This is a genomic window from Ruegeria sp. AB9 (genome assembly GCF_056542585.1).
Genome location: NZ_JBQGAA010000002.1, coordinates 487,988 through 508,587 on the forward strand (window position 1 = coordinate 487,988; position 20,600 = coordinate 508,587).

The window sequence follows — 20,600 nt, forward strand, 5'->3', positions numbered from 1 at the left end:
CCGCGATGGGTACGCCAATTTAATAGAGGCTGCAAACGACTGAAAGACACGAGAACCTTGCCATCTTGGCCACGAAATCGCCATTCGCTGCAAGTACAACACTGGTCGCCACAAAAGGCAGCAATGCGCAGGTATCTCCACTTTGCAAGACCTCGGAAGCGCGTCAATAAACGCCGGGTTCGATTTCCATGATAAGACCTGCATGACAGAAGCCGCGCTGACATAAGTTCAGTCCAAACTTCAGATATGCAGCGCCTTACCCAGCGCTTTGAGGCAGGCTTCCTGCAGGCCTTCAGACTGGGTTGGGTGGGCGTGGATAGTTGCGCCTATGTCCTCAAGGCATGCTCCCATTTCGATGGCGAGCGAGAAGGCCGCCGAGAGTTCCGACATCTGCGCGCCGACAGCCTGAATGCCCACGACAGCATGGTCGCTTTCTCGCCAGACCACGCGGACAAATCCGTCTTCTCGTTCGCATGTCATGGCCCGACCGTTGGCTGCCAACGGAAAATCGCTGGCCTTTGTACCGTCGATTTCACCGGGCAGAGCACCACAGGTGACGATCTCGGGATCGGTGAAACAGACTGCGGGGATCGCGCGTTTGTCCCACTCGACAGTGTGACCCGCGATATGTTCGGCGACCATTTCGCCCTGCGCCATGGCGCGATGCGCGAGCATGGGCTCGCCTGTGACGTCCCCAATTGCATAGATGCCCCGCATCGAGCTCTGACAGGTCTCGTCGATCTGAATGAACGGGCCGTCCATCGTTAGCGAAAGTTCTTCGACCCCGATGCCATGGGTGCGCGGGCGGCGGCCGACGGTCACCAGTACCTTGTCGGCGACAACATTACCCTGATCCGTGGCCAAAACACCTTCGGAATAGCCCTGCGCCTTGGTGTCGGTCATGACAGTGACGTTCAGAGCCGACAGACGTTTCGCCACCGGTGCAGTCAGCGCTTTGTCATAGGTGGGCAGAATGCGGGCTTCGGCCTCGACCACCGTGACCTTGGTACCCAGTTTGGCAAAGGCCGTGCCCAATTCCAGCCCTATATAACCGCCGCCGACAACGGCAAGGCTTTCAGGCACGTCACCCAGTGCCAGAGCTTCGGTCGAAGACAGGATATCGCCGCCAAATGGCAGGAAAGGCAGTTCGACCGGGGCCGAACCCGACGCAATGACGATGTATTCAGCAGTGATTTCACGGCTCTCGCCATCAGTATCGCTGACCAACACGGTCTTTCCATCCAGAAACCGGGCGCAGCCCGACACGAACCTGACGCCTGCCTTTTTCATTAGGCCCGAGACACCGGTTTTCAGCCGTTTGACGATACCGTCCTTCCAAGCAACAGTCTTGGCGAGGTCAATTTTCGGGGCTGGGGCGGTGATGCCCAGCGGGCCGTCATTAACCGAAGTGATCCGGTGAAACTCGTCGGCAGCGTGGATTAGCGCCTTGGAGGGGATACAGCCCACGTTCAGACAGGTGCCGCCGGGCTTGGCTTCGTCCACTACGATCGTGTCGATGCCCAACTGGCCCGCACGAATGGCGCAAACATACCCGCCGGGACCAGCGCCGATGATCAGCAACTTACATTTCAGGTCCGACATTCAGCCCTCCACAAACAGCATGGCCGGGGTTTCCAGCAAGGATTTCAGTTTCTGCACGAAAACGGCCGCATCCCAGCCATCGACCACCCGGTGATCGAAGCTACACGAGATGTTCATCATCTTGCGCGGTTGGAACTGCTGGCCGTCCCAAACCGGGCGGATCTGCATTTTGTTAACGCCGACAATAGCCACTTCGGGGTGGTTGATGATTGGAGTGGTGGCCAGCGCGCCCAAGGGCCCGAGCGAGGTGATGGTGATGGTGCCCCCCTGCAATTCCTCGCGCTTGATCGTGCCGTCACGGGCGGCCTCGGCCAGACGGGTCAGCTCGGCGGCATTGTCCCACAGGCTGCCCGCTTCGGCGTGGCGGATCACCGGCACATTCAGCCCGTTTGGCGTCTGGGTGGCGATGCCAACATGCACCCCGCCATGGCGATGGATTATACCGGCCTCGTCATCGTAGCGAGCGTTCAGTTCGGGCTGTTCGCGCACCGCTTCAACAATCGCGCGCATCAGGAACGGCAGCATGGTCAGCTTTGGCCTATCACCCTTGTGCTTGTCGTTCAGTGCCACCCGCAGCGAGTCGAGAGACTCGATTTCAACCTCTTCGACGATGGTAATATGCGGGATCTGGCGTTTTGAAAGCTGCATCTTTTCGGCGATCTTGCGACGCATGCCGATGACGCGCACCTCTTCGATACCGGTGTTGGTTCCTCGGGAGATTTGACCCTGTTGAATCCCGCCAGAGGCAATCCACTGGTCCAGATCGCTGTGGCTGATCCGCGAGGCTGGACCGGACCCCGGCACCTGGCGCAGGTCAATACCTTCTTCACGGGCACGGGCGCGTACCGAAGGAGAGGCCAGCGGCTTGGTGCCTTGGGCGCGCGCGACTGCGGGCGCGGCCTGTTCCGGAGCTCTTGCAGGTTCAGACGTGGGCTCGACCTTCGGCTCTGGCTCAGGTTCGGGCTCAACATCGGTCGCCTCGGCCGCGGCAGGCGCATCGCCTTCGTTGCCTTCGCCGTCGACCTCGATGCGGATCAGAGTGGCACCAACGGCCATCAACTCGCCGATCTCCCCACCCAGTTCCAGAACCTTGCCATCCACGGAAGATGGCACTTCGACCGCAGCCTTGTCGGTCATCACCACAGCCAGAATATCGTCTTCCCTGACGATATCACCGGGCTTGACCTGCCATTCGGTCAACTCAGCTTCGGCGATACCTTCGCCAATGTCCGGAAGGCGGATTATGTGCACGCCCATGGCTCAGTCCTCCATGACAGTGTTGAGGGCTTCACCCACACGCATTGGGCCCGGGAAATACTGCCATTCCTGGGCATGCGGATAGGGTGTGTCCCAACCGGTGACCCGGATGATTGGTGCCTCGAGGTGATAAAAGCATTCCTCTTGCACCAGGCTCAGCAGTTCGGCGCCAAAACCGCAGGTGCGCGTGGCTTCATGCACGATCACGCAGCGGCCGGTCTTCTTCACCGAGGCGGTGATCGTTTCCAGATCCAACGGCATGAGTGTCCGCAGGTCGATCACCTCAGCGTCAATGCCGGTTTCCTTTGCGGCGGCCTCGGCTACGTAAACCATGGTCCCGTAGGCCAAGACGGTCACATCCGCCCCCTCGCGAGTGATCTTGGCCTTACCCAGCGGCACGATCTCATCGCCTTCAGGGACGTCGCCCTGTGCATGCTTTTTCCAGGTTGTCAGCGGCTTGTCATGGTGCCCGTCAAACGGCCCGTTATAAAGCCGCTTGGGCTCCAGAAAAATCACCGGATCAGGGTCGGCAATCGAAGCAAGCAGCAGCCCCTTGGCGTCCACGGGGTTGGACGGCATCACCACCTTTAGGCCCGACACATGGGTAAACAGCGCCTCTGGGCTCTGACTGTGGGTCTGGCCGCCAAAAATACCGCCGCCCGTGGGCATGCGGATGACAAGCGGGCAGGTGAAATCGGCGTTCGAGCGATGGCGCAAGCGCGCGGCCTCACTCACGATCTGATCATAGGCGGGATAAACATAATCGGCGAACTGAATCTCGATCACCGGTTTCAGACCATACGCGGCCATACCGATTGCAGTACCGACGATGCCGCTTTCGTTGATCGGCGCATCGAAACAGCGGCTCTTTCCGTACTTCTCCTGCAGGCCGGCGGTGCAGCGGAAGACGCCACCGAAAAACCCCACATCCTCACCAAACACCACCACTCGGTCGTCGGCACCCATTGCCACATCATGGGCGTCGCGAATAGCTTCGATCATTGTCATTTGGGCCATCTCTCAATACCCCGCTTGCTGGCGCTGCCGGATCAGATGCGGCGGCATCGTTTCATAGACACCTTCGAACATGTCGCGCGGCGATGGAGCCTTACCGTCACCCAGGGTACCGACACTCTCGGCCTGTTTTTGCGTCGCAATGACCTCATCCATGATTTCGGCCTCGGCCTGCGTATGGCGTTCGTAGGACCATTCGCCGATTGTGATCAGATGCTGTTTCAGCCGCTCTATCGGATCGCCCAGCGGCCAGGCGCTGGCTTCCTCACCCGAGCGATAGGCCGAGGGATCGTCCGACGAAGAATGCCCCCCAGCACGGTAAGTCACGTACTCGATCAAGGTCGGACCCAACCCCTGGCGCGCGCGTTCGGCGGCCCACTTGGCGACCGCATGAACGGCCAGATAGTCGTTGCCATCGACACGAAGCGAAGGAATGCCGAACCCATGACCGCGCGCGGCAAATGTGCCCACACCGCCTCGGGCGATTCCCTGAAAGGTCGAAATAGCCCATTGGTTGTTAACGATGTTCAGAACCACCGGTGCCTTGTAGGTGGAAGCAAACACCATCGCCGCATGAAAATCGCTTTCCGCGGTTGAACCGTCCCCAATCCAACCGGCGGCAATCTTGGTATCCCCTGAAATGGCCGAGGCCATGGCCCAGCCCACCGACTGTACGAATTGCGTGCCCAGATTGCCTGAGATCGAAAAGAACCCGTGTTCCTTCGATGTGTACATGATCGGCAACTGCCGCCCGTGCAGCGGATCATTGGCGTTGGAATAGATCTGGTTCATCATCGTCAGCATCGGGTAGTCCACCGCAACCAGCAGGCCGGCCTGACGATATGTCGGGAAGTTCATGTCTCCGGGGCGCAAAGCACGCGCGAATGCGCAGCTGATCGCCTCCTCGCCCAGATGCTGCATATAGAAACTGGTCTTGCCCTGACGCTGTGCCATCAGCATGCGCTTGTCAAAGGCGCGCAGGGTCAGCATATGGCGCAAGCCGGTTCGCAACTCATCAGGTGTCAACGCACCTGCCCAGTCGCCAACTGCCTGCCCCTCTTTGTTCAGCACTCGAACAATGGAAAATGCCATGTCACGAATGTCATCCGCAGCGACATCGACCGGCGGCCGGGGAACTTCACCAGCGCGGGGGATTTCGAAATCCGAGAAATCCGGCGTATCGCCTGGGCGGCAACCCGGTTCGGGTACATTCAGCGACAACGGTTTAATTGAATCGCTCATGCCGCCCCCTCCTGACGGTGATCACGGGCGCGATCCAGAATGTCATCGACAATCTGATCCGCTACCATCGTGGTCGAATGGCCGGTGCGTTTCGAGGTTTCGAGGATCTCGGCAATACGCGTCGCGATTTCCTTGAGCCTGGACTGGCGATATACCTCACCCGCCTTGTGGATTTCACCTGCCACGCTGATGATGCCGCCTGCATTAACTACGTAATCTGGCAGATAGCGAATTCCGCGCGCGCGAAGGGTCTCGGCAACTTCATCTTCCGCCAATTGGTTGTTGGCCGCGCCACAGACCAACCGCGCCGACAGTTTCTGCGCACTGTCATGAGTCAGAATACCGCCCAGCGCGCAGGGCGCGAAAATGTCCACCTGTGCGTCAAAGACCTGATCCACGGGGCAGATATCCGCACGCAACTGATCGCGGGCCAAATCCAGCGCCGCCTGATTGATGTCCGACACGATCAGCGACGCGCCCGCAGCGTGCAGTTTTTCCGCCAGGCTCATGCCCACATGGCCCAGACCCTGAACCAGTACGCGGCGCCCGGTCAGGTCAGCGCTGCCAAACACGTCGCTGGCACCAACCTTCAGGCATTGGAAAACCCCTTCCGCGGTAAAGGGTGACGGGTCGCCGCTGCCATGCTCGCCCCCTTCAAGGCCAACCGCGAATTCCGTTTCCTCAGCCACAATTCGTATGTCTTCCGGCGAGAAGCCAACATCTTCGGCCGTGTAATACTGTCCCTCCAGCGCATCGACTGCGCGGCCAAAGGCACGCAGCATAGCCGGAGTTTTGTCTTTGCGGGCATTGCCGATGATCACCGATTTACCACCACCCAGCCCAAGGCCGGCCATGACATTTTTGGCCGTCATACCGCGTGCCAGTCGCACCACATCCTCGCGCGCAGCGTCACGACTGTCGTAGGCCCACATTCGGCAGCCACCCGCCGCCGGGCCGCAAACCGTCGAATGCAGACAGATGTAAGCCTGTAATCCGCTGCTGGTATCCTCGGCAAAGATCAGACGTTCATATCCGGGTGGCGGAGTTTCTTCTGTGAGGATCAGGGGCATAGTTTCACCATTTGTTTGCATGGCTGGGTTTAGTCTTTTCGATCTGTCAGGATCATCACTTCCAGATTATGGTCCTGTGCCGGGTTGAAAAACCGCTTTTACAAGGTATCTTGAACCAAATGGAGTGATTTCCACTAGTTCTTAGGGGTATCCATAGTGCCTTTCACTACTGATCAATTAGATCGAGAGATTATTCGCGCATTGCAAGAGGACGGACGCATGTCCTTGGTCCAACTGTCGGAACGCATCGGCCTGTCCGCTACACCTTGCAAACGCCGATTAGCGCGTCTTGAGGAATCCGGGCTGATTTCGGGTTACAGCGCCTGTATCGACCGTAAAACAGCGGGCTTTCCGATCACGGCTTTCGTCTCGGTCGAACTCGAACGGCAGGACGCGGAAAAAGTGGCCGACTTCCAACGTCAGGTCGCGCTGTTTGACGAGGTGGTGACCGGAACGTTGATGACAGGCGCACAGGATTTCCTTCTGGAAGTTGCCGTTGAAAGCCTCGAAGAGTTCGAGACGTTCCTGCAGACAAAACTAATGCGGCTGCCGGGTTTACGCGTTGTGCGCTCGCGGTTCGCCCTACGCCGATTCATCAGCCGGGCGCGCATCCCTTATTGAGAACCAGAGCCAGTTTCGCCTGGGCTAATCCGGCTTTCCAACCTTATAAGTCTAGCGTCCGGTTACTACGGATCGCGACATGCTGCACGAGCGAAGCCTCAAACGGTGGTGGAGGTCCGGTAGGGGCTCACTTCAGCCTGAGTTTAGAGTTGCTGCACACTTCCGTGTCAAAAATTGCAAGAAACCGTGGCGCGCTACATCCATTCCCGCAACCTGCGACTGAATTGTTCATCGGTAACCGAATAGCTAATGTAAATCTTTTTCACATTGACCCCTTGCAACACCCAACAGCGACCCCATCTAGACAATGTGAAAAGAGTTTACATCAACCCTGGAGAGCTCAAATGACCGCACTGTCCGACCCCGCCGTCCCCGCAAATCCGGGATGGCTTTACCGAATTGAGGCCTGGCTGGATGACAAAGGCAAAGGGGCCTGGATCGCCGCAATGGTCCTTGGTTTCATCTTCTTCTGGCCTGTTGGCCTCGCCCTTCTGGCTTACATGATCTGGAGCAAACGCATGTTCAGCAAATCCTGCAGCCGCCGCAAATCCTGGCACAGCCACATGAGCGCGATGAAGCCATCCGGCAACAGCGCATTTGACGCCTATAAGGCAGACACTCTGGCCCGCCTGGAACGCGAACAGCAGGACTTTGAAGCTTTCCTGCGCCGCCTGCGCGATGCCAAGGACAAGGCCGAATTCGACGAGTTCATGGACGAACGTGCCCGCGAGAACCATGAAGAAGGCGGCAAAGGCGAGCCTGCCTGATTGACCTTGCCCTGTCCCCGCATTCTGGGACAGGGTGCCCTAACACTCTTTTTCGGACCTGTCGAATGAATCACCTGCCTGACCCGGATACCCAACCCGATTTCTACCGCTCGGTTACGAGCAAACGCTTTGTCGCGTGGCTGTTTGACGTCGCCTTCATTTCGCTGCTCTGCACGGTGGCGGTTCTCTTTACCGCGTTTCTGGGTCTGTTTTTCCTAGCCGTGATTTATGCGGTTATCAGCTTTGTCTACCGCGTGGTGACGATCGCCAACGGCTCAGCGACGCTGGGTATGCGGTTCATGGGCATCGAACTGCGGGACTCTTTTGGCGAGAGGATGGATTTGGGCAAGGCCATAGCCCACACCGCCGGCTACTTCGTCAGCATGACGTTTGCCGTGATCCAGATCATCTCGGTCATCATGATGTTGACCAGCGCCCGCGGTCAGGGACTAACCGACAGCTTTCTGGGCACCGTTATGATCAATCAACGGGCCTGAAGCGAGGTTGCGTGAAACACTTGGCGGCCTTGGGAACGGTTGCTATCATCCCACCCGAGGCTACATGGGACCTTCATGCGACACACGCTGCCAATTGCGCCACAATTTTATGTCACGGCCCCGCAACCCTGCCCTTATCTCGACGGCAGGATGGAGCGTAAGCTGTTCACCGCCCTTCAGGGCGAAGGTGCCGAGCAGCTGAACAACTCGCTGTCGCAACAGGGGTTTCGCCGGTCGCAGAATGTGCTCTACCGTCCCTCCTGCACCGATTGTGCAGCTTGCCTTTCGGCCCGGATCGATGTCTCGGCCTTCCGCCCGACCAAAAGCCAGAAACGGACGGTAAAACGAAACGGGTATCTGCAGCGCCGCGCGACGTCGCCCTGGGCTACAGACGAACAATACGAACTGTTTCGCCGTTACCTCGACACCCGGCACGCCGATGGCGGTATGGCCGATATGGACGTGTTCGAGTTTGCGGCGATGATCGAAGAAACCCCGATCCGAAGCCGCGTAGTGGAATATGCGGATCCGGACACCCGCGACCTGATCGCTGTCAGCCTGACCGATGTGCTCGACGATGGGCTGAGCATGGTCTATTCCTTCTACGATCCAAACCAGCCTCAGAATTCTCTGGGCACCTATATGATTCTGGACCACATTGACATCGCGCGCGAAGCAGGCCTGCCCTATATTTACCTGGGTTACTGGGTCCCCGGCAGCCCCAAGATGGGCTACAAAGCCAAATTCTCCGGACTCGAGGCCTACATACAAGGCGATTGGCAAAAAATCAGAGATCCGAAGGCCTTTTGCGGCTCATCACAACATCCTCTGTCCGCCGCTCCGATTGCCGAGCAAGTGGCCAATATCCAGCTACCGGACCGCCACCCGACCAAGGGCTAACCATCCCATGAAACAGAACCTGCATGCCGTCACCCTTGTGGTGCCGGATTACGATGACGCAATCGCGTTTTATACGGAACGACTTAGTTTCCAGGTCTTGAAAGACATTGATCTCGGAGACGGAAAACGCTGGGTCCTGATCACACCACCGGGTTCAGACTGCGGCGCCCTTCTTCTGGCCAAAGCCGACGGACCCGAACAGCGCGCTGCCATCGGTAACCAGACCGGTGGCCGTGTAGGGTTCTTCCTGCAAACCGATGACTTCCAGCGCGACCACACAGAGATGCTATCCAAAGGCGTCCATTTCGAAGAAGCCCCCCGCTTTGAACCCTATGGCAGCGTCGCCGTCTGGCGCGATCCCTTCGGCAATCGCTGGGACCTGATCCAATTCTCCTGATCCGCCTCTTCATCTGGCCCAAAATATCCCGGGGATGAATTGGCTGCAGGCCAAGAAGGGGCTGGCCCCTTCCCTGATTTCAAAAAGAAAAGGGGGCCCTCAGGCCCCCTTTGCATTTGAATTAATCTGATCAGTTCGGGATCAGATCAGGAACGATTGTGACAATCGCCGGGAAGAACCACAGGATCGCAATCCCTACAACCTGGATCAGAACAAACGGTATGATACCGCGATAGATATGACCGGTTGTCACCTCTTTTGGCGCCACGCCTCGCAAGTAGAACAACGCAAACCCGAACGGTGGCGTCAGGAACGACGTCTGCAGGTTCACCGCCACCATGATCGTCACCCATTTCGGATCAAACGACCCGCCATAGATCACCGGGCCCACGATGGGGATCACGATGTAGATGATCTCGAGGAAGTCCAGCACGAAGCCCAGGATGAACAGCACCAGCATCACGATCAGGAAGACCGTGAATTCGTTGTCAAAGCTCTTCAGGAATTGCTGGATATAGTGCTCCCCTCCGAATGAGATCACCACGAGGTTCAGCAACTGCGAGCCGATCAGGATGGTAAACACCATCGAGGTCACCTTGGCCGTCTCGCGCACCACCGGGGTCAGGACGCCGCTGGAATACAAAACCCAGCACCCGAACAGCAGCCCGAACAGGGCATACAGGTATGACGCATAGGCAATGATGAACGCGATCCAGGTTTCCAGCGTCACATTGCCCTGATTGATGCGCAGGTCAAAGTTGACCCCCATCAGCAATGCAATGATCACGGCAAAGGTCGACCAGATGATCACTTTACCGGGCCGGCCCTGATCCTGCAGCTTGCGATACGCCGCCAGCATGATCGCGCCGCCAGCACCCAGCGCAGCCGCCGGTGTTGGGTTGGTCACGCCACCCAGGATCGATCCCAGCACCGCGATGATCAAAACCAGCGGCGGGAAGACCACGCGGATCAGATCATTGGTGGCACAGCGCGCCGCAGCCTCTCTACAGCCATACATGGCCAACGCGAATGGCAAGGCGAGCAACAGGAAAGTCGCGCCGGACGATGTGGTCGGCGAAATCATCAGAATATCCACCAGCAACATCAGCAGCAAACCAATCGCACCCAGGATCAACGGCTGCGGCGCACGCGACGGTGCGATACCGCGGCCGAGAACCAATGTCAGACCCAACAGCAGGACAACAACGGCCACACCTGTTCCAATCGGGGCTGCCGCTGCGATCCGTTCCTGCTGGGCTGCTGCCAGCTCTTCCTCGGTCAGGCGCTGTGATTCAGATGCTCCACCAGCCGCGTCGATGGCTTCCTGCTCGGCGACAGCTTGATCCCACGCGGACTGACCGTGCAGGTCGATCATCGCAACCTTGCACTCTTCTGACACATTGGTGCGCAGCGATGCGCCCTGTCCGATGTCCGAGAAAGCCGAGACAGAGATATTCTGGCTGCCAATCACACCGACATTGCCCAACAGAACTACACCAACAATCAGCGCTACCGGAGCGCCCAGCAGCCATGTCAGACCTTCAGAGCGGGTGATCGGCTCCCCTGACCCACCCGACATCGCAACGGCGGGCGCCTTATGTGGATTCAGCAACGCGTAACCAAATGCATACAGAGCGTATAGCAGCGCCAGAAGGATACCCGGTAGTAGCGCCGCTTGGAACAGTGTCCCGACCGATACGACCGCAGGCTCTCCCAGATAGGTCAGCGCATCAGTACATCCTGCCTCAACAGCTCGCGTTTCTTGTGCGGTCGAATACAAGTCGCCCGCCAGCGTGCCAAGCAGGACGATCACGATCGACGGTGGAATGATCTGCCCCAGCGTTCCCGAAGCTGCGATTACACCGGTTGCGAGTTCAGGCGAGTAGTTGTTCCGCAACATGGTTGGCAGAGCAAGCAGGCCCATTGTCACCACGGTCGCGCCAACGATGCCGGTCGAAGCCGCAAGGAATGCCCCCACAACCACAATCGACACGGCCAGACCACCCGGAAGCGGGCCAAAAACGCGTGCCATCGTCGTCAGCAGGTCGTTGGCGATTTTCGAGCGCTCCAGCGTAATGCCCATCAGAACGAACATCAGCACGGCAAGCAAAGTCTCGATGGACTGCCCCGCCAGCACTCGCTCGTTCATGCGATTCACGATGAACGAAACGTTGCGGTCCAGTGCGGTTTCCCAGCCCGAGACAAAGACCGGCTCGGCTATCCTTGGTAAGTCCGGGTATCGGAATACGGATATGACATCAGGTTTTACCCCGGAGTTTACAACGTCCCGATAAGCCTGAGACCCCGTGTCGATTGCCTGGTGGATCAACAGACCAGCACTGTCTAACGCGGCGATGATCCCGAATGAGATTACCCCGGCGCCGCCGATGGCAAAGGCCACCGGGAACCCGGATAGAATGCCTCCGAAAAGGCAGAAGAATACGATAATGAGGCCTATCTCGACGCCATCAAGTCCGAATAACATAGTCTGGGTCTCCGTCCCTAATGTGCGCCTTCGTAGGCTTCTTCACCCTCGCCAAGGCTGTCCTTGTCGAGGTATTTTCCAACGCTGTCCGGCCCTTCCACATATTCCAGATACGACCGATACAGGAAGGCAATGGCGTGCAGGAACACCATGCCCGCAAAGGCCACCAACAAGATCTTGAACAGGAAGTAAGCGTTGAACCCGTTTGGGCTGAACCCGATGGTTTCCACATTCCAGCGCAGCGCGCGGGACTTCATCACCAGACGATCCAGCGTGTCGCTGGCCGAAGGTTTCGGCACGATCAGATGCCGCCACATGAAGTACCACCCGTACATCCAGGTCAGCACAGCCATCGGCATCATGAACAACAGCGCGCCCAGCATATCGATCACACGCTTCGTTCGGTGACTGACACCGGCATAGATCAGATCAACCCGAACGTGCCCGCCCTGCGCAAAGGTGTAGGTACAACACAGGCACACGACCATCGCATTATAAAGCTTCAACTCTTCAGCGAACCAGCTGATATCCATCTGGAACGGAATACCCAGACCAAAGGACATATCGGGGCGGGTAAAGACCCGCTGCATGAACACGATGACAATCTGCTGGATCACCATCAAAAGACCTGCCCACGCGAAAAAGCGCCCGGTGGTGTTCGCGAAACCCTCTAGTCCGCGGACTATACCCCACATGAAGTTCCGGTAGTACAGCCCGATGGCTGTCAGAACCAGAAACAAGGTAAACACCACAAAGAAGAACTCGACCGATCCGCCGTAGTAAACAAAGCGCATGATTGCTTCTTTGTCCGACCAGTTCAGCCAGAGTTGCGGATGCGTGATGGCGTATCCGAAATTGATGAAGGCTTCGGCGATGTTCTGAATGAACCAGATCAGTCCATTCCACAGGGCGCCAAAGAACGAGATACCGTTTTCGTCCTGCATGTTGTCCCCAGGTCGTATCGGTTGCACTGCTGTTTATGGCGGCTTTGTCCAGGCCGCGCATGTGCAACGTGAAAGGTTTCCCCGCAGAAGCGGGGAAACCATTCTAGCATAGTTTTTGCGATTAGCCGCGTACGCGGTTACGCTGCGTGGTGTAAACGCCCGACGACAGGTCCAGCCAGCCGGCCGACGATGCCGACGATGCCATCGCGCTGTCGTGGATTTTCTTGAACAGCTCGTCGCCCATGTTCTCGTCCAGCACTTCCTGGCTGGCCGCACCAAACGCATCCCAGACGCTGTCCGGGAATTCCATGACTTTTACGCCACCCGACTGCAGACGCTGCAGCGCGGCACCGTTGTTGGCCAGGAACTGCGACAGGTTCCACTGGTGGCACTCGCCAGCAGCGATCTCGATGATCTTCTGCTGCCCAGGTGTCAGGCTTTCAAAGACGTCGCGGTTGGTTGCCAGCGACAGACCTGCGTTCGGCTCGTGGAAACCGGCGGTGTAGTACACTTTGGTGATTTCCTGGAAACCGGCTTTCTCGTCCGCCCACGGACCGATCCACTCGGTACCGTCGATCGCGCCGGATGACAGCGCCTGATACACTTCCGAACCCGGAATGTTCTGTACCGACGCACCCAGTTTGCCCAAGGCTTTGCCGCCCAGACCCGGCATACGGAACTTCAGACCGTTGAAGTCTTCAGGGCTGTTGATCTCTTTCGAGTACCAGCCGCCCGCCTGCGCGCCGGTGTTACCGGCCAGGAACGACTTCAGGCCAAAGATCTGACCCAGTTCGTCATGCAACTCCATGCCGCCATCCTGGTAATACCAGTTCACCATTTCCTGAGCGGTCATGCCGAACGGAACAGCCGTGAAGAACGCATAGCCCGGGTGCTGACCCACAAAGTAATAGTCAGCCGCGTGGTACATGTCTGCCTGACCGGACGATACCGCGTCAAACACTTCGAACGCGCCAACCAGCTCGCCTGCTGCCTTGATCTCAACATTCAGGCTGCCGTCCGACATGGCGTTGATGCTGTCGGCACAACGTTGCGCGCTGTCAAACACGCCCGCCAGACCACGACCCCATGAGGTCACCATGGTCAGAGTGCGCTGGCCCTGAGCATAGGCCGGTGCCGCAAGTGCGGTTGCTGCAGCAGCCGAGCCGCCCAGCGCGGATTTTTTTAGAAATGAACGACGATCCATATGAGTGTTCCTCCCCTTAATAGTCTTGATCCGGCAAAACCGGACCTGTCGCATTCAGTGCGCGTCAGCCTAAAGTGACCGGGGCGAAAGGGAATACCTAGTACTGCGTAGAGTCGCCAATTCTTTCAGATTTACTGATAAAAACCCGACGGAACACCGGCATGAACGCCGCCTTTCACCCGGTTTTCCCGGGGATTGCCCCAATCCTTTTGCATTTTAGCCGCTGCTTGCGTATCGATTCGTCCATGCAAAGACTCCGACATCTGGTCTCATTGACCTATGCGCAGAAGCTTTCGTTAGTCGCAGCAATCCCGCTGGTAGTGGCAGTGGCCGCAATTGCTGTGCTTGTGGCCTATGAAGCGCGCGCAACTGCCGAGCGTGAGATCGAAGCGCTGGAACGCAGCCTGATCGAAGCCAAGAAAGAAGAGCTGCGCAACTACGTGACACAGGCGCGCAACGGGTTTGCTTACATATATGGCCGGGCAGAGCCAAGCGACGAGGTTGCAAAAAATCTTGTGTCCCAGATCCTGTCGGCAATGATTTATGGTCAGGACGGGTTCTTCTTTGTCTACGATTATGACGGCACCAATCTGGTCAGTCCCCGCCAGACGCAGTTCATCAACCGGAACTGGGAAGGGCTGACCGACAGCGACGGCACGCCCATCGTTGATGAATTCATTCGCCTCGCCCGTCAGGGGTCTGGCTGGCACAACTTCATGTGGCAAAAGCCGTCGACCGGGGAAGAGGCGCAGATGATCGCCTATGTCGTGGGTCTGCAAGACTGGCGCTGGGTTGTGGGCACAGGTGTCTTCATCGACGACATCGTCGCAACGGTAGCCAATGCAAGGGCCGAGGTCGAAGCCCGCGTACAGCGCACGTTCATGTATATCGGGGCGATCGTCGTCGCAGCTGTGCTCATCGTCTTTGCATCAGGCATGTTGCTGAACATCCGTGAGCGGAGACTGGCGGATGCCAAGCTGAAGGAGCTGACTCAGCGCGTTTTTGACGCTCAGGAAGAAGAACGTGGCCGGGTTGCCCGTGAGTTGCATGACGGTATCAGCCAGATTCTTGTCGGCGTACGTTATGCGCTGGACAACGCGCGCCGCCGTCTGTCCCGCGGCGATGACGCAGGAGCGCGCGACCCGCTGAATAAAGGCATTGACCATCTTGGTACCGCCATCACCGAGGTCCGCCGCATCAGTCGCGACCTTCGCCCCGGCGTGCTGGACGATCTGGGCCTCGGGCCTGCGCTGAAAGCTCTGACCGACGATTTCCGAGACCGCACCGGGATCGAGACCGAATTCTCCACCGTCGTCTTCCGCAACCGGCTGGATCAGGACAGCAAGATCGCCCTGTATCGTATCGCGCAAGAAGCGCTGACCAATATCGAACGCCATTCCGGAGCCACTCATGTTACGATAGACCTGCGTGGGCACAAAAAAGGCGCAACCATGCGGATCACCGATAATGGCCGTGGATTGCGGACTGATCCGGGCGCGCCCAGTACGGGTATTGGTTTGCGCAACATGCAAGAGCGCATCGAACAGCTTGACGGCTCCCTGCGCATTCTGTCATCACGCGCACCGCGCGGTGGCACAGTAATCGAAGCCAGCCTGCCGCTGAGCCATCTTCTGCCCCCGCAGGAAGACGCAATTCCGAACCGAAAGGCCGGTACATGAGCGCCGAAAGCACCCGAGTCCTCATTGTCGACGACCATCCGATGGTGGCCGAGGGCATACAGTCCATCCTCGAAAGCTATGATGAGATTGAAGTTGTCGGATCGCTGGGCAGCGGACAGGCCGCTGTTGAACAGTCCGCTGAACTCGCCCCCGATGTGATCCTGATGGATCTCAATATGCCCGGCATTGGGGGGCTCAGCGCCACGGAAATCATTCTCGAACGCCTGCCGGAAACGCGCATCCTGATCCTGTCGATGCATGACAGCCCCGAGTATATTTCGACAGCTCTCAACCATGGCGCAAAGGGCTATGTCCTCAAGGATGTCCCCACGGAAGAAATCAAACAGGCCATCGATGCCGTCATGCGGGGGGAACAATATCTGTGCACCGGCGCCAGCGGGTCGTTGAAACCCAAAGGGGATAACGCGCGTGAAGCCCTGACGGGGCGGGAACAGACGATCCTGCTGGAGCTGGCGCAGGGCAAATCCAACAAGGAAGTCGCCCAAACGCTGGATATCTCCGTGCGTACAGTCGAAACGCATCGCAAGAACATCAAGCGTAAACTCGGCATTTCCTCAACCGCCGGGCTTACACGATACGCGCTGGAACATGGCGTGTTGCAAGGAACTGGCGTCGGTTTTTGAGTTGTCAGCACCCGCAGCGCGCAGCGCTGCCTGGCCCAACCAGAGAAGACGCGCCTCAGGCGCGTTGACGATGGGCGGGAGCACCTATGCCCTTGGTCTGATGTCCTGACCGAAGAACACCAAAGTTCCGTCTTCGTCCAGCACATGAAACTCGCGCTGCATGTAAGGCTGATCGAATGGCGGCCGCACACGTCCTTCGGGCAGATCGTCCAGTCTGTCGCGCAGGCTGGCATACAACGTGTCGATATCTGTCACATCGATGTAAAACGACTGGTCGTCGCCCAAAGGCCGACCATCTTCTCGCGGCGGACATTCCAACAGGCGAATGGCTACTGGCCCGAGCGACAGAAAGGCGTAATTGTCTTGCCTGAACCCGCACCTGAAACCCAGGCGATCACAATAGAAATCGATCTGGTTCTGCAAGGACGAACACAACACAAACGGGGTAAGGTGCAATATCTCAGACATCTGCGTCTCCGAACAATAATCGGATGCACTTTAACGGCGATGGTCTCTCAATCCAGCAATTGATCCTTTCGCAATCCCGCGCGCTCATAGTGGTGTGCCAATACCCGCCCATAAAGCTGCTGTGTCCGCTCAACCCCGCCGCACATGCCTTCGGCCTCGACGAAAGAAAAGATCCCCACATAACGACGGCGCGCGCCCTTGACCGGAGCCACCCGGTGCAAGGAATACCGGCCTTTGAAAATCTGCAAATCCCCGGGCTGCAATTCAAGCTGGTGAACGCGCGCCATGTTTCCATCCAGAACCGAGGCAACCTGTCCGAAATTTTCGTCCTCTGCAGTGCGAAGATTGGGTACATATTCGAAAGCCCCCCCTTCCTCGCCGTTCTGGATAGCCAGTGTCACCGTGAAGTTGTTGGTGTCGAAATGCCAGGGAAAGCCCTGCCCTTCTTCCACGACATTGATGATTACGTCCGCCAACGGATCGTCATACCGAAAGAAGCGGTCTTCGGGCTCATTCAGGGCGTCCCGGATGAAGGGTAGAAACCCGCCGAATTCATAAATGCGACGCAGCGGCCCGGACGTGGCGAAATTGTCAGCCGGAACAAAGGCATTCGATCGGTCATAGAACCGCCGGATCGGATGAGCGATACCGAACCGGGTATCGTCCTTGGTGAAATAAGCGTTTGTGCGGTTGAAAGATCTGTGGGCCTTAGGCGCGACCTCGTCGGCCTCTTGAACCAAAAGCTCGATCCCTTGCTGGTGCACAAAACCAGGCAGAACAGCACATCCATCCTGCTCCAACTCACGCCTTAGATCCCCGATCAATCGATCATAGGCCGGCGAATCCGGGCGATCGATCGCGTACCGTCCAAGATCCACCAGATCCTGCAACATGCTCCACCTCCGTCGGTTGCGCTCACAAAAGTAGCGTGGCGCAGAAAAAACCGATCATCATGCCATTTTCGGACATCGGCCTGACGCTTTCAGACCATAAAAACAGCCGTCGAAACTGCTCAATTCAGGCTATTCTTCGCGGAAATTCCCAACATGCGGCAATCTGCGCAACAAAATGTCGCAAAATACCACCTCAGAGATAGAAAATTGGTGCAATTGCCTGTTGACGCCCCTTCCCCCCGACCATAATGTCCCCTCCAAGCAAAAAGGAGCCTCTGGCGATGAGAACGCTAGTCGTAATCGTAGGAAACACGCGCATGGGCCGGTAACGGTAAACCATAATCGAACCCATGCGCCTCCGAAAAGATCGGGGGCTTTTTTTTGTCAAACGCAAGACACATGTCGCGAACGGAGCAAAGCAGATGACACGTGAGATGACCGGCGCAAAGATGGTGGTTCAGGCCCTCAAGGATCAGGGCGTGGACACGGTATTCGGATACCCCGGTGGCGCCGTGCTACCGATCTATGATGAGATCTTTCTGCAGAACGACATTCGCCACATTCTGGTGCGTCACGAACAGGGTGCGATCCACGCTGCCGAAGGATATGCCCGCTCGACCGGCAAGCCCGGCGTTGCGCTGGTAACCTCCGGCCCCGGAGCGACCAATGCGGTCACCGGGTTGACGGACGCGCTGCTGGACTCGATCCCGATTGTTGTCCTGACCGGACAGGTTCCGACCTTCATGATCGGCTCGGATGCGTTTCAGGAGGCCGACACCGTCGGTATCACCCGCCCCTGCACCAAGCATAACTGGCTGGTGAAGGATACGGACTCGCTGGCCGAAACCATGCACGAAGCGTTCCATGTTGCCACTTCGGGCCGTCCCGGGCCTGTGCTGATCGATATTCCCAAGGATGTCCAGTTTGCGTCTGGGGATTACAGCCCGCCGAAGCCGTCGACGTCGCATTACCAGCCCGTCGTCAAAGGGGATCTTGAAGAAATCACCGAATTGGTCGCAGCCATCGAAACGGCGAAAAAGCCTGTGTTCTACACTGGTGGCGGTGTCATCAACTCGGGGCCTGCAGCCAGCCAGCTGCTGCGCGAGTTGGTGGACGCGACAGGCTTTCCGATCACCTCAACCCTGATGGGGCTGGGTGCTTATCCCGCGTCAGGCGAGAACTGGCTGGGAATGCTGGGGATGCATGGTCTCTACGAGGCCAATCTGGCGATGCATGACTGCGATCTGATGATCAATATCGGCGCGCGCTTCGACGACCGGATTACCGGCCGCATCGATGCGTTCTCGCCGAACTCGAAGAAAGCACATATCGATATCGATCCGTCCTCGATCAACAAGGTGATCCGTGTGGACATCCCGATTGTTGGTGACGTGGCCCATGTGCTGGAGGACATCCTGAAGATCTGGAAGTCTCGCGGACGCAAGACCGACGCTGCGAATGTCAAACAGTGGCAGAACCAGATCGCCGAGTGGCGCAAGATCAACTGTCTGGCTTTCACCAGCAGCGAGAAATCGATCAAGCCGCAATACGCGCTGCAACGTCTCGAAGAACTGACAAAAAAGCATGATCGCTATATCACCACCGAGGTTGGCCAACACCAGATGTGGGCGGCACAGTACCTTGGTTTCGAAGACCCCAACCGCTGGATGACATCGGGCGGGCTGGGCACGATGGGCTACGGTTTCCCCGCCTCCATCGGCGTACAGATGGCGCATCCGGAAGCGCTGGTGATCAACGTTGCCGGTGAAGCATCTTGGCTGATGAACATGCAGGAGATGGGCACAGCCGTTCAGTACCGCCTGCCGGTGAAGCAGTTCATCCTGAACAACGAGCGACTGGGCATGGTCCGCCAATGGCAGGAACTTCTGCATGGTGAGCGGTACTCGCATTCCTGGTCCGAGGCCCTGCCCGATTTCGTCAAACTCGCCGAGGCGTTCGGCGCCAAGGGTATCCTGTGTTCCGACCCGGCCGATCTGGATGACGCGATCATGGAGATGATTAACTATGACGGACCGGTGATCTTCGACTGTCTGGTTGAAAAGCATGAAAACTGCTTCCCGATGATCCCGTCGGGCAAAGCGCATAACGAGATGCTGCTGGGCGAAGCCGAGACGCAGGGCGTGATCGACTCCAAAGGTTCGGTACTGGTTTAACAAATTCGACGGATTTGGTTGGGCGCTTCGCTGCGCCCGACATCTCAAGGATGATGAAAGGGACATAAATGTCTGCCCTACATATCAAAAAAGGCTCCACCCGCCATTCGGCCTATAACCTACGCCCCACCTTCTCGGACGTGCAGGAGCGCCACACGATTGCCGTTCTGGTTGAGAACGAACCGGGCGTTTTGGCCCGCGTCATCGGCTTGTTCTCGGGCCGCGGCTATAACATTGAAAGCCTGACCGTGGCCGAAGTGGATCATACCGGCCACCTGAGCCGCATCACCATCGTTACCACCGGGACTCCGCAGGTGATCGAACAGATCAAGGCGCAGCTGGGCCGGATCGTGACCGTCCATGACGTACATGACCTGACAGTCGAGGGACCTTCGGTCGAGCGCGAACTGGCCATCATCAAGGTCGTGGGTGAAGGCGACAAACGGGTCGAAGCACTGCGCCTGGCCGATATCTTCCGTGCCAATGTAGTCGACAGCACGCTGAACTCGTTCATCTTCGAGATCACCGGCGCCCCCGACAAGATTGACGCCTTCGCCGACCTGATGCGCCCGCTGGGTCTGATGGAAATCGCACGAACCGGCGTGGCCGCCCTGCTGCGCGGCGACTAAACAACCTGTCCCGCCTTGGGCCTTTTCCAACAACCAAGGCGGGAACACTTTTTAGGTTGATGAGACATCTCGAATTCAACCCAAGCGACCTTTCTGCGCTAAAATTGCCATAG

Annotated in this window: 19 protein-coding genes; 9 read left to right on the forward strand and 10 right to left on the reverse strand. The window is 57.8% G+C overall.

All coding sequences use genetic code 11. The features are described from left to right. Positions 1-240 precede the first annotated feature (240 nt). Genes lpdA through ACR0K5_RS08350 form a run of 5 tightly spaced genes read right to left on the reverse strand, consistent with a single transcriptional unit; the run spans position 241 to position 6,185 of the window. Entirely contained in the window at positions 241-1,602 is a 1,362-nt protein-coding gene (gene lpdA, locus ACR0K5_RS08330) for a dihydrolipoyl dehydrogenase (RefSeq protein ID WP_480629224.1), read from the reverse strand. Next, positions 1,603-2,859, reverse strand: a complete 1,257-nt coding sequence (locus ACR0K5_RS08335) for a dihydrolipoamide acetyltransferase family protein (protein ID WP_480629225.1) — start codon at positions 2,857-2,859, stop codon at positions 1,603-1,605. A gap of 3 nt (positions 2,860-2,862) precedes the next feature. After that, the gene (locus tag ACR0K5_RS08340; protein WP_480629226.1) at positions 2,863-3,876 is read right to left on the reverse strand and encodes an alpha-ketoacid dehydrogenase subunit beta; all 1,014 of its coding nucleotides are present in this window, start codon (positions 3,874-3,876) and stop codon (positions 2,863-2,865) included. Between the two features lie 3 nt (positions 3,877-3,879). Continuing rightward, positions 3,880-5,115 carry a thiamine pyrophosphate-dependent enzyme gene (locus ACR0K5_RS08345; protein ID WP_480629227.1) on the reverse strand — a complete coding sequence of 412 codons (1,236 nt, stop codon included), beginning with the start codon at positions 5,113-5,115 and terminating at the stop codon, positions 3,880-3,882. After that, positions 5,112-6,185, reverse strand: a complete 1,074-nt coding sequence (locus ACR0K5_RS08350; protein ID WP_480629228.1) for a Leu/Phe/Val dehydrogenase — start codon at positions 6,183-6,185, stop codon at positions 5,112-5,114. Before ACR0K5_RS08350 ends, ACR0K5_RS08345 begins: the two co-directional genes overlap by 4 nt. Positions 6,186-6,338: 153 nt before the next feature. Here ACR0K5_RS08350 and ACR0K5_RS08355 point away from each other — a divergent pair, with 153 nt between their 5' ends. The 5 genes from ACR0K5_RS08355 (at position 6,339) to ACR0K5_RS08375 (ending at position 9,367) form a co-directional block, all read left to right on the forward strand. Beyond that, positions 6,339-6,806 carry an Lrp/AsnC family transcriptional regulator gene (locus ACR0K5_RS08355; RefSeq protein WP_480629371.1) on the forward strand — a complete coding sequence of 156 codons (468 nt, stop codon included), beginning with the start codon at positions 6,339-6,341 and terminating at the stop codon, positions 6,804-6,806. Positions 6,807-7,150: 344 nt separating this feature from the next. Beyond that, a complete protein-coding gene (locus tag ACR0K5_RS08360; RefSeq protein ID WP_480629229.1) occupies positions 7,151-7,573 on the forward strand; it encodes a DUF2852 domain-containing protein in 423 nt (140 codons plus the stop codon). Positions 7,574-7,638: 65 nt separating this feature from the next. After that, positions 7,639-8,070 (forward strand): RDD family protein, encoded by a 432-nt coding sequence (locus ACR0K5_RS08365; RefSeq protein ID WP_480629230.1) that lies wholly within the window; start codon positions 7,639-7,641, stop codon positions 8,068-8,070. A gap of 75 nt (positions 8,071-8,145) precedes the next feature. Continuing rightward, complete coding sequence (locus ACR0K5_RS08370) at positions 8,146-8,970, forward strand: arginyltransferase (RefSeq protein ID WP_480629231.1); 825 nt, start codon at positions 8,146-8,148, stop codon at positions 8,968-8,970. Between the two features lie 7 nt (positions 8,971-8,977). Beyond that, positions 8,978-9,367 carry a VOC family protein gene (locus ACR0K5_RS08375; protein WP_480629232.1) on the forward strand — a complete coding sequence of 130 codons (390 nt, stop codon included), beginning with the start codon at positions 8,978-8,980 and terminating at the stop codon, positions 9,365-9,367. A 130-nt stretch (positions 9,368-9,497) separates the two neighbouring features. On the opposite strand, the gene ACR0K5_RS08380 is transcribed toward ACR0K5_RS08375, so the two are convergent. The 3 genes from ACR0K5_RS08380 to ACR0K5_RS08390 all read right to left on the reverse strand — a co-directional run bounded on the left by ACR0K5_RS08380 (position 9,498) and on the right by ACR0K5_RS08390 (position 14,000). Beyond that, entirely contained in the window at positions 9,498-11,852 is a 2,355-nt protein-coding gene (locus ACR0K5_RS08380; RefSeq protein ID WP_480629233.1) for a TRAP transporter large permease, read from the reverse strand. A gap of 17 nt (positions 11,853-11,869) precedes the next feature. Continuing rightward, a complete protein-coding gene (locus ACR0K5_RS08385; RefSeq protein ID WP_480629234.1) occupies positions 11,870-12,796 on the reverse strand; it encodes a TRAP transporter small permease subunit in 927 nt (308 codons plus the stop codon). Positions 12,797-12,917: 121 nt separating this feature from the next. Beyond that, positions 12,918-14,000 (reverse strand): TRAP transporter substrate-binding protein, encoded by a 1,083-nt coding sequence (locus tag ACR0K5_RS08390; protein WP_480629235.1) that lies wholly within the window; start codon positions 13,998-14,000, stop codon positions 12,918-12,920. Between the two features lie 245 nt (positions 14,001-14,245). Here ACR0K5_RS08390 and ACR0K5_RS08395 point away from each other — a divergent pair, with 245 nt between their 5' ends. Both ACR0K5_RS08395 and ACR0K5_RS08400 read left to right on the forward strand, forming a co-directional pair. After that, positions 14,246-15,679, forward strand: a complete 1,434-nt coding sequence (locus ACR0K5_RS08395; RefSeq protein WP_480629236.1) for a cache domain-containing protein — start codon at positions 14,246-14,248, stop codon at positions 15,677-15,679. Further along, the gene (locus ACR0K5_RS08400; protein WP_480629237.1) at positions 15,676-16,323 is read left to right on the forward strand and encodes a response regulator transcription factor; all 648 of its coding nucleotides are present in this window, start codon (positions 15,676-15,678) and stop codon (positions 16,321-16,323) included. The genes ACR0K5_RS08395 and ACR0K5_RS08400 overlap by 4 nt, the downstream gene beginning before the upstream one ends. Positions 16,324-16,407: 84 nt before the next feature. Here the strand turns inward: ACR0K5_RS08400 and ACR0K5_RS08405 are convergent, their stop codons facing one another. After that, entirely contained in the window at positions 16,408-16,791 is a 384-nt protein-coding gene (locus tag ACR0K5_RS08405; RefSeq protein WP_480629238.1) for a bleomycin resistance protein, read from the reverse strand. 47 nt (positions 16,792-16,838) lie between these two features. Then, positions 16,839-17,684, reverse strand: coding sequence for a HalD/BesD family halogenase (locus ACR0K5_RS08410; protein ID WP_480629239.1), 846 nt, complete (start codon positions 17,682-17,684; stop codon positions 16,839-16,841). A 422-nt stretch (positions 17,685-18,106) separates the two neighbouring features. On the opposite strand from ACR0K5_RS08410, the gene ACR0K5_RS08415 reads away from it, so the two are divergent. Then, positions 18,107-19,858, forward strand: a complete 1,752-nt coding sequence (locus ACR0K5_RS08415; protein ID WP_480629240.1) for an acetolactate synthase 3 large subunit — start codon at positions 18,107-18,109, stop codon at positions 19,856-19,858. Between the two features lie 68 nt (positions 19,859-19,926). Beyond that, entirely contained in the window at positions 19,927-20,487 is a 561-nt protein-coding gene (gene ilvN / locus ACR0K5_RS08420; protein ID WP_480624504.1) for an acetolactate synthase small subunit, read from the forward strand. Positions 20,488-20,600 lie beyond the last annotated feature (113 nt).

Excerpts from the sequence above, each read along its gene's own strand:
- lpdA (WP_480629224.1), bottom strand. The coding sequence starts at position 1,602 with ATGTCGGACCTGAAATGTAAGTTGCTGATCATCGGCGCTGGTCCCGGC.
- ACR0K5_RS08335 (WP_480629225.1), bottom strand. The coding sequence starts at position 2,859 with ATGGGCGTGCACATAATCCGCCTTCCGGACATTGGCGAAGGTATCGCC.
- ACR0K5_RS08340 (WP_480629226.1), bottom strand. The coding sequence starts at position 3,876 with ATGGCCCAAATGACAATGATCGAAGCTATTCGCGACGCCCATGATGTG.
- ACR0K5_RS08345 (WP_480629227.1), bottom strand. The coding sequence starts at position 5,115 with ATGAGCGATTCAATTAAACCGTTGTCGCTGAATGTACCCGAACCGGGT.
- ACR0K5_RS08350 (WP_480629228.1), bottom strand. The coding sequence starts at position 6,185 with ATGCCCCTGATCCTCACAGAAGAAACTCCGCCACCCGGATATGAACGT.
- ACR0K5_RS08360 (WP_480629229.1), top strand. The coding sequence starts at position 7,151 with ATGACCGCACTGTCCGACCCCGCCGTCCCCGCAAATCCGGGATGGCTT.
- ACR0K5_RS08365 (WP_480629230.1), top strand. The coding sequence starts at position 7,639 with ATGAATCACCTGCCTGACCCGGATACCCAACCCGATTTCTACCGCTCG.
- ACR0K5_RS08370 (WP_480629231.1), top strand. The coding sequence starts at position 8,146 with ATGCGACACACGCTGCCAATTGCGCCACAATTTTATGTCACGGCCCCG.
- ACR0K5_RS08375 (WP_480629232.1), top strand. The coding sequence starts at position 8,978 with ATGAAACAGAACCTGCATGCCGTCACCCTTGTGGTGCCGGATTACGAT.
- ACR0K5_RS08380 (WP_480629233.1), bottom strand. The coding sequence starts at position 11,852 with ATGTTATTCGGACTTGATGGCGTCGAGATAGGCCTCATTATCGTATTC.
- ACR0K5_RS08385 (WP_480629234.1), bottom strand. The coding sequence starts at position 12,796 with ATGCAGGACGAAAACGGTATCTCGTTCTTTGGCGCCCTGTGGAATGGA.
- ACR0K5_RS08390 (WP_480629235.1), bottom strand. The coding sequence starts at position 14,000 with ATGGATCGTCGTTCATTTCTAAAAAAATCCGCGCTGGGCGGCTCGGCT.
- ACR0K5_RS08395 (WP_480629236.1), top strand. The coding sequence starts at position 14,246 with ATGCAAAGACTCCGACATCTGGTCTCATTGACCTATGCGCAGAAGCTT.
- ACR0K5_RS08400 (WP_480629237.1), top strand. The coding sequence starts at position 15,676 with ATGAGCGCCGAAAGCACCCGAGTCCTCATTGTCGACGACCATCCGATG.
- ACR0K5_RS08405 (WP_480629238.1), bottom strand. The coding sequence starts at position 16,791 with ATGTCTGAGATATTGCACCTTACCCCGTTTGTGTTGTGTTCGTCCTTG.
- ACR0K5_RS08410 (WP_480629239.1), bottom strand. The coding sequence starts at position 17,684 with ATGTTGCAGGATCTGGTGGATCTTGGACGGTACGCGATCGATCGCCCG.
- ACR0K5_RS08415 (WP_480629240.1), top strand. The coding sequence starts at position 18,107 with ATGACACGTGAGATGACCGGCGCAAAGATGGTGGTTCAGGCCCTCAAG.
- ilvN (WP_480624504.1), top strand. The coding sequence starts at position 19,927 with ATGTCTGCCCTACATATCAAAAAAGGCTCCACCCGCCATTCGGCCTAT.